The sequence below is a fragment of the Vulcanococcus sp. DEBay_Sum22DG08_74 genome (assembly GCF_017852955.1).
Classification (GTDB): domain Bacteria; phylum Cyanobacteriota; class Cyanobacteriia; order PCC-6307; family Cyanobiaceae; genus Vulcanococcus.
This window is the reverse complement of sequence record NZ_JAFMKL010000094.1, coordinates 1-6,427: the sequence shown is the minus strand read 5'-3', so window position 1 is coordinate 6,427 and position 6,427 is coordinate 1. Positions and strand designations below refer to the sequence as shown.

General features: G+C 65.6%; 9 protein-coding genes. 5 read left to right on the top strand and 4 right to left on the bottom strand.

Annotated features, from left to right (window positions below):
- Window positions 1-661 (bottom strand): FAD-dependent oxidoreductase (locus QZ184_RS09275; RefSeq protein WP_296419240.1); only part of this gene is annotated, 661 nt, incomplete at its 3' end.
- 95 nt (window positions 662-756) lie between these two features.
- Here QZ184_RS09275 and QZ184_RS09270 point away from each other — a divergent pair.
- From QZ184_RS09270 to QZ184_RS09255, 4 genes are read left to right on the top strand one after another with little or no spacing between them, the layout of a single operon-like run.
- Window positions 757-1,152, top strand: coding sequence for an iron-sulfur cluster assembly accessory protein (locus tag QZ184_RS09270; protein ID WP_010313238.1), 396 nt, complete (start codon window positions 757-759; stop codon window positions 1,150-1,152).
- A gap of 48 nt (window positions 1,153-1,200) precedes the next feature.
- Complete coding sequence (locus QZ184_RS09265; RefSeq protein WP_010313241.1) at window positions 1,201-1,623, top strand: hypothetical protein; 423 nt, start codon at window positions 1,201-1,203, stop codon at window positions 1,621-1,623.
- Entirely contained in the window at window positions 1,623-2,846 is a 1,224-nt protein-coding gene (locus QZ184_RS09260) for a lipid-A-disaccharide synthase-related protein (RefSeq protein WP_296419238.1), read from the top strand. Before QZ184_RS09265 ends, QZ184_RS09260 begins: the two co-directional genes overlap by 1 nt.
- A complete protein-coding gene (locus QZ184_RS09255; RefSeq protein ID WP_010313244.1) occupies window positions 2,839-3,114 on the top strand; it encodes a hypothetical protein in 276 nt (91 codons plus the stop codon). Before QZ184_RS09260 ends, QZ184_RS09255 begins: the two co-directional genes overlap by 8 nt.
- On the opposite strand, the gene QZ184_RS09250 is transcribed toward QZ184_RS09255, so the two are convergent.
- The gene (locus QZ184_RS09250; protein ID WP_296419236.1) at window positions 3,083-4,012 is read right to left on the bottom strand and encodes a TIGR01777 family oxidoreductase; all 930 of its coding nucleotides are present in this window, start codon (window positions 4,010-4,012) and stop codon (window positions 3,083-3,085) included. The genes QZ184_RS09255 and QZ184_RS09250 overlap by 32 nt on opposite strands.
- A 90-nt stretch (window positions 4,013-4,102) precedes the next feature.
- On the opposite strand from QZ184_RS09250, the gene QZ184_RS09245 reads away from it, so the two are divergent.
- The gene (locus tag QZ184_RS09245; protein WP_247476935.1) at window positions 4,103-4,327 is read left to right on the top strand and encodes an NAD(P)H-quinone oxidoreductase subunit O; all 225 of its coding nucleotides are present in this window, start codon (window positions 4,103-4,105) and stop codon (window positions 4,325-4,327) included.
- On the opposite strand, the gene QZ184_RS09240 is transcribed toward QZ184_RS09245, so the two are convergent.
- Both QZ184_RS09240 and QZ184_RS09235 read right to left on the bottom strand, forming a co-directional pair.
- Window positions 4,324-5,010: a DnaJ domain-containing protein gene (locus QZ184_RS09240; protein ID WP_296419234.1), complete on the bottom strand. Its 687-nt coding sequence runs from the start codon at window positions 5,008-5,010 to the stop codon at window positions 4,324-4,326. The two genes, QZ184_RS09245 and QZ184_RS09240, sit on opposite strands and share 4 nt — an antisense overlap.
- An 85-nt stretch (window positions 5,011-5,095) precedes the next feature.
- The coding region (locus tag QZ184_RS09235) for an iron uptake porin (RefSeq protein ID WP_296419232.1) at window positions 5,096-6,427 on the bottom strand (1,332 nt) is incomplete at its 5' end.

The window sequence follows — 6,427 nt, the reverse complement described above, 5'->3', positions numbered from 1 at the left end:
AGCGGTGGGGCGAGCCCTTGAGCAGGTTGAGCTTGGAGGCCTCGGTTTTGGCCGCGAACATCATGAAGATGGTCAGCATGCAGCGGGCCGAGATCGCCTCGCAGTCGATGAAGCCCAGGGCGTAGGCGATCGGATTCCACATCCGGCGAATGCTCTGCTCGCTGCCGCCGTGGCCCAGGAACCACTGCTGGAAGCTGATGCGATCGAGATCGCGAATCACCTTCATCGCCCCCTCGTAATCCACCAGACCGCGGACGATCGGGCTGGTGCCCAGGGCCAGGGCATTGCGCAGCTTGTCCAGCCAGTCGAGCTGCGGCGTGGTGAAGAAGGCCTTCAGGCCGTTAAAAGGTGCGCCGAGGGCAAAGCGGAAATCCAGCTCCCGCAGATCCCCACCCGAATTGACGAACAGGTGGGTGTGGTCCTTGGGCAGCAGATTGTCGATCGCCCCCACCTTGCGCAGCAGGGCGAAGAGATTGGCGTAGTTAAAGAAGAAGACGTGCAGGCCCATCTCAATGTGGTTGCCGCCGTCATCCACCCAGCTGCCGACCTTGCCGCCCATGAACGGGCGCGCCTCATAGAGGTCCACCTGGTGGCCAGCCTCCACCAGATCCACCGCCGCCGCCAATCCGGCCAGACCCGCACCCACGATGGCGACCCGCACCCTTGTTCTCCCACGAATGGGGTGACTCTATGGAGACGGGCGTCTCGGCAGGGGGAGGAGAGCCTCCATACAGTGGGGGCATAGGCATGGCCCCGATGACCAGCGAGACCGCCACTCCAGTCGCGACCCACACCGGCAAGGACGGCAAGGGAATCCTGATCACCGAGCCGGCGATGAAGCAGCTGGCGACCCTGCTTCCGGCCCAAGGGGAGGGGAAGGTGCTCCGCGTCGGCGTGCGCTCCGGCGGCTGCAGCGGCATGAGCTACACGATGGATTTCATCGATGGCAGCGAGATCCGCGAGGACGATGAGCGCTACATCTACGAGCCCAGCGGCGCCCCCAGCTTCACCGTGGTGAGCGACCCCAAGAGCCTCCTCTACATCTATGGGATGCAGCTGGACTTCTCCAGCGCGCTGATCGGTGGGGGCTTCAACTTCACCAACCCCAACGCCACCCAAACCTGCGGTTGCGGTAGCTCCTTCGCGGTCTGACCCCCCTCGGGTGCGAATCTGAGCTCACGAAACGGCACGCCCTCCGCCATGACCGCCACTGACGCGCCCTCTCTGTTTGAGCAGGCCCTGAAGAGCTACAACGAGGGCGCTCCGCTGTCTGAGGTGATCGCCAGTTTCCAGGAGATCACCCAACAGGACCCTCGGCTGTCTGCGGGCTGGACCTGCCTGGCCTGGCTGCAACTGCTGGACAACCAGGCGCAAACGGCCCTGCGCTCGGCCCGGATGGCGGTCAAGCTCAACCCCCAGGACCCACAGGCCCGGATCAACTTGAGCCTGGCGATGCTCGAGAACAACGTCAAAGGCGTTCGAGAGCACATCGAGCTGGTTCAGCGCGTGCGGCTGATGGCCCCTGAGATCGGCGAAGAACTGGACAACTCCATCGCCGATGGCCTGGCCCGTCGCCCCGACTGGCAGGCCCTGCAGAAGGTCAAAGCTTGGCTGCACGGTTGATGGATCAGCAGGGTCAGCGGCGCGTTCTGCTGCTGAGCAACGGCCACGGCGAAGACCTCAGCGGTGCCCTGATCGGCACGGCTCTCCAACAGCAGGGCTGCAGCGTTGAAGCGCTGCCCCTGGTGGGCCACGGCCAGGCCTACGTCCAGGCGGGCATCACCACGCGCGGCAAGACCCGCGAATACAGCACTGGAGGCCTGGGCTACACCAGCCTGATCGGACGCATCACCGAGGTCGTGCAAGGGCAGGTGCTCTACCTGCTCAGCCGGCTACTGCTGCTGCTGCGCATTGGCCATCGCTACGACCTGATCCTGGTGGTGGGCGATGTCATCCCAGTGCTGGCGGCCTGGTTGAGCCGCAGGCCGATGGCGACGTACCTGGTGGCCTACTCCAGTCACTACGAGGGACGCCTGCAGCTGCCCTGGCCCTGCGGCGGCTGCCTCAAATCCAAGCGATCGCTGGCGATCTACAGCCGCGATCAGTTGACCGCCAGCGACCTCAGCGAGCAGCTGCAGCGGCCGGTGCAGTTTTTTGGCAACCCCTTCTTTGATGGAGCCCTGGGCGCCAGCGAAGGCCTCGCCGGTGCCCCGCGCCAGCGGCTGGGGCTGCTGCCCGGCAGCCGCCTGCCGGAGGCCCTGCACAACCTCGAGCTGATGCTGCGGGTGCTCGAACGCCTGCCAGAAGCCCTGCGTCCGCCGCAACGGCTGGGATTACACGCTGCCCTGGTGGGGAAACTGACGCCCCAGGAGGTCGCCCCCCTGGCCAGTCGCCTGGGCTGGCGTCTGGAGCTCGAGAGCAGCAGCCGCTGCAGCCTGCAGCGGGGCCCCCTGCACCTGCAACTGGAATGGGGTCGCTTTGCCGCGGTGATCCAACAGTGCGACCTGCTGCTCTCGATGACCGGAACCGCTGCCGAGCAATGCGTGGGGCTGGGCAAGCCGGTGCTGCAGCTCGTCGGAGAGGGGCCGCAATTCACTGAGAACTTCGCGGAGGCCCAGCGGCGTCTACTGGGGCCGGGACTGTTCTGTGCCCCCGGCAATGGGGGAAGCGAGGCGCAACTGCGGGGCACCGCTGAGCTGCTGGAGCAACTGCTGAACCGGCTGCTGAGCGATCAGCGCTGGCATGAGGAACTGCGGCAGCTTGGCGAGGAGCGGATCGGCAGCGGCGGCGGTGCCGCCAAGATGAGCGCTGATTTGTTGGAGCGTCTGGCGCAGCGCCATGGCTGAAGCGACCCCACCCAGCACCGGCCAACGCCTCAAGGGCTATCTGGATGCGGTGCTGGTGGCGGACGTCTTCGTGGTGATCGCCGGCGCCATCTGGTTTGGGGTGGCGGTGGTCTGCCACAGCCGCGGCATCGAGGCACCCCTGAACCTGTTTCAGACCCTCTGGGAGCCGCTCTTCACCCCAGCCATCGGACTGCTGATGGGAGCGGCGATCCTCAGCGGAATCCTGGGCTGGGCGCTCAAGTGGTGGCGCGCTCGAGAGCAGCGCTGAGCTCCCCGTCTTCAAAGACAAAACCCTGCTGCTGCAGGCGCTCCGGCAGGACCTGCTGACCCTCGAGCACCACCTTGGCGCCATCGCCGAGCAGCAGCTGCAGGATCGGCGCTGGCACCGGCAGCAGGCTGGGGCGCCCGAGGGCCTGACCGAGGGCCGCCGCGAAGCGGGCCATGCTGCAGGGGGCTGGGGCCACGGCGTTGTAGGCACCCTGATAGGCGGGATTGGCCAGGGCCTCGGCGATCAGGCGGCAGAGGTCCTGGCGGGTGATCCAGCTCATCCACTGCTGGCCGTTGCCAATCGGTCCGCCAAAGCCCATCCGGAAGACCGGCAGCATCTTGCCCAGGGCACCGCCGTCGGCGCCGAGGACAATCCCGATCCGCAGAATCACCACGCGAGCAAAGCTTGAGGCCGCCTCGGCTTCCTTCTCCCAGGCCTGGCAGAGCCCGGCCAGGAAGTCACTGCCCGCGGGGCTGGTTTCGCTGAAGCGCCCGGTCTCGCTGGTGCCGTAGTAGCCGATGGCCGAGCCACTGATCAGGGTCTTGGGGCGCTGGCCTTCGGGGAGCGCCTGCATGGCAGCCACCAGGGCACGGGTGGTGTGGATGCGGCTGCTGCTGAGCAGGGCCCGGTGGGCGTCGCTCCAGCGCTTCTCGGCGATGGGCTCACCCGCCAGGTTGATCACCGCCTCACTTGCGGCCAGGGCCTCTTGCACCGCGGGCAACTGCCAGGTGGCCGCCTGAGCGGGGTCCGCCTGAAGACGCTGCAGTTGGGGGGACCGCACGGCCGCCAGAGGTGCGCTGGAGCGGCTGAGCAGCACCAATTGATGGCCCGCCGCGAGCAGCTGCGGCACCAGGGCCCGGCCGACAAAACCACTGCACCCCACCAGCAGAATCCGCACGCGCCCAGAGCCCTTGAACTGGGGCCAAGGCTAGGGACCCTCTGGAACTCCGAGCGGGAACTAGCCTGGCGGCTACCCGACCTCATTGCCATGGCCGAAGCGACCGCCATCAAGAAAGGGGCCCTGGTGAAGGTGAATCGCGCGGCCTACGGCGGCAGCCTGGAGTCCAAGGCCAGCGACACCACCGCACCGGACTACCTCTTCGAGGGCCCGGCTGAGGTGCTGCTGGTGAAGGGGGACTACGCCCAACTGCGCTATCGCCGTCCGGTGCCCGATGTCTGGCTGCGGCTGGATCAGCTGGAAGCCTTCAACTAAAGGTCCAGTCGCCGGCGCTCCGCCTGCAGCCGGGTGCGCCGTTGCTTGGCTTCCCGCAACATCTCGCGGCCGTCGTGGAGGTAGTTGTCGACGTAGCCCATGGTGTAGCGCTCCAGTTCGACCACGGCGTCTTTGACCTGGGAGAGGCAGTGGTAGACGCTCAGGCTGAAGCCCTGGGCTGAGGCCGGTGCGGCCATCGACCGATAGAGCGTCTCCACCTTCTCGAGCTTGGCCTGGCTCTGCTCGAGGTAGCTGCAGAAGGCCTCCATCAGCTGGTCGTCGTAGGGGTCGGCCGAGAGCGCCTTGAATTCAGCAGGGAAGGGATTGATCACCTGACCCAGCAAGCGATCGATGGGTCCGTAGACCGTCTGCAGCCAGAGCAGCAGGGCCTCATCACCGCGAGCTGATTCCGCCGTGGCCTTGCGGGCCGCCCGGCCCGCCGCTGCGGAGCGCACCGTGGATTCATGGCTGCTGACGACGCGGTGGCGGTCGTGTTCAGCGCGGCGCTCCCGATCCCGCAGGACCTCCCAGGCCGCGTTGATCGCCAGGATCGCCTCTTCATCGCCCCCGGCGTCGGGGTGGTGCTGTTTGACCAGGGCCCGGTAGGCCGCCTTGATCTCCGCGCCACTGGCTGAAGCCGCCACACCGAGCACCGCATAGGGATCGCGGGCGGACTGGGGCATGCATCTCAGGCCAGAGCTGCACCCATCCTTAAACAGCAAAAAGCCCCCCGCCAAAGGCGGAGGGCCAGGGGTGCCCTGAGGACAATCAGAAGCGGAAGGTAGTCATCACCAGGCCGCCAAAGACGTTGTCCTTGGCGTTGTACGCACCGCTGCTGGTGTTGACCTTGCCGTACTGACCGTCGAGGTTGTTGATGTAGTAGATCGCCGGCTTGACCGAGATGTTGTCGGAGACCTGGTACTCGTACCACCACTCCCACATGGTGTTGGAGTCCATCGGGGTGCTGGCGCCAGCGACGGTGCCGATGGAGCCGCCGCCGTTGTCGCTCACGTAGGGGGCCTGACCGACGGCCATGCCGGCCTTGTTGCCCTTGCGCAGCGCATCGTTCCACTGCAGACCGACCATCCAGGACTGGGTCTTGGCCCAGTTGTCGGTGCGGTAGGGGATACCGCGGAAGGTGGCGTTCTCCGAGTTGGTGGAACCCCAGCCGAGGCTCACGGTCGGGATCCAACCGGTGTTCTCGGGGATCCAGTAACCGCTGACGCCATAGCTGTTGTTGGCGCCGGTGCGGCCGACATCGAAGCCGTAGGGGGTGGCGCGGTGCAGCTTGGAGTTTTGGGCATAGGTGTAGGCAGCAGCAATGCCGTAGTTGCCACCGATCAGCGGGGTGTTCTGACCCAGGTAGCCCAACTGCGTCACCGAGACGCTGTTGGAGCCATTGGTCATGATGCCGCCGGTGCTGGGGTTGCCGTCGGACCCATCAGCGGAGACGTAGTTGCTGCTGATGGCGAGTCCTTTGACACCAAGCAGCTTTTTGTAGGTGCCACCGAAGCCGGCGCCGAAACCGCTCTTGTTGTAGACGCCCGGTGAGCCCGCGCGGGTGAAGAAGTCCAGCAGACCCGTCTTGTAGACCGAGGGCACACCGATGGCGAGCATGCCGGGGTCATCGATTCGCACCCGAGGACCCACGTTGAACTTGAGCTTCTCGCCCACAGGGAAGGCATAGAAGAGACGGTTCACGCCAACAACGTTTGGACCAGCTTGTTCCTGGAAGGCAGGATCGAGCTTGAGCAGACCGTAGTTGTAGGCGCTTTCTTGGAAATTACCGGCACGCAACAGGGTGCGCAGCAGGTCCTTACCGGTGAAGCTGGTGTCGAGATACAGGCGCTGGTCGTAGTTAAACGTGGTGGCACCACGATTCGCTTTTTTAAACGCCGTTGTGTAGGGAGTTCCTACATCACCAGCGGCCGTATTCGTGCCGGTGAAGCTATTCGCACCAACCACAAATCGGCTATAGCCGCGCAGCTTGGTGGTGGTGGAGAACTGAGTGGCCTGCAGTTCACCGACCTTGGCCTCGAGGCCATCGACACGGCCGCGGGTGATGGCGAGCTCACGCTCGAATTCCTTCATCAGGCGCTT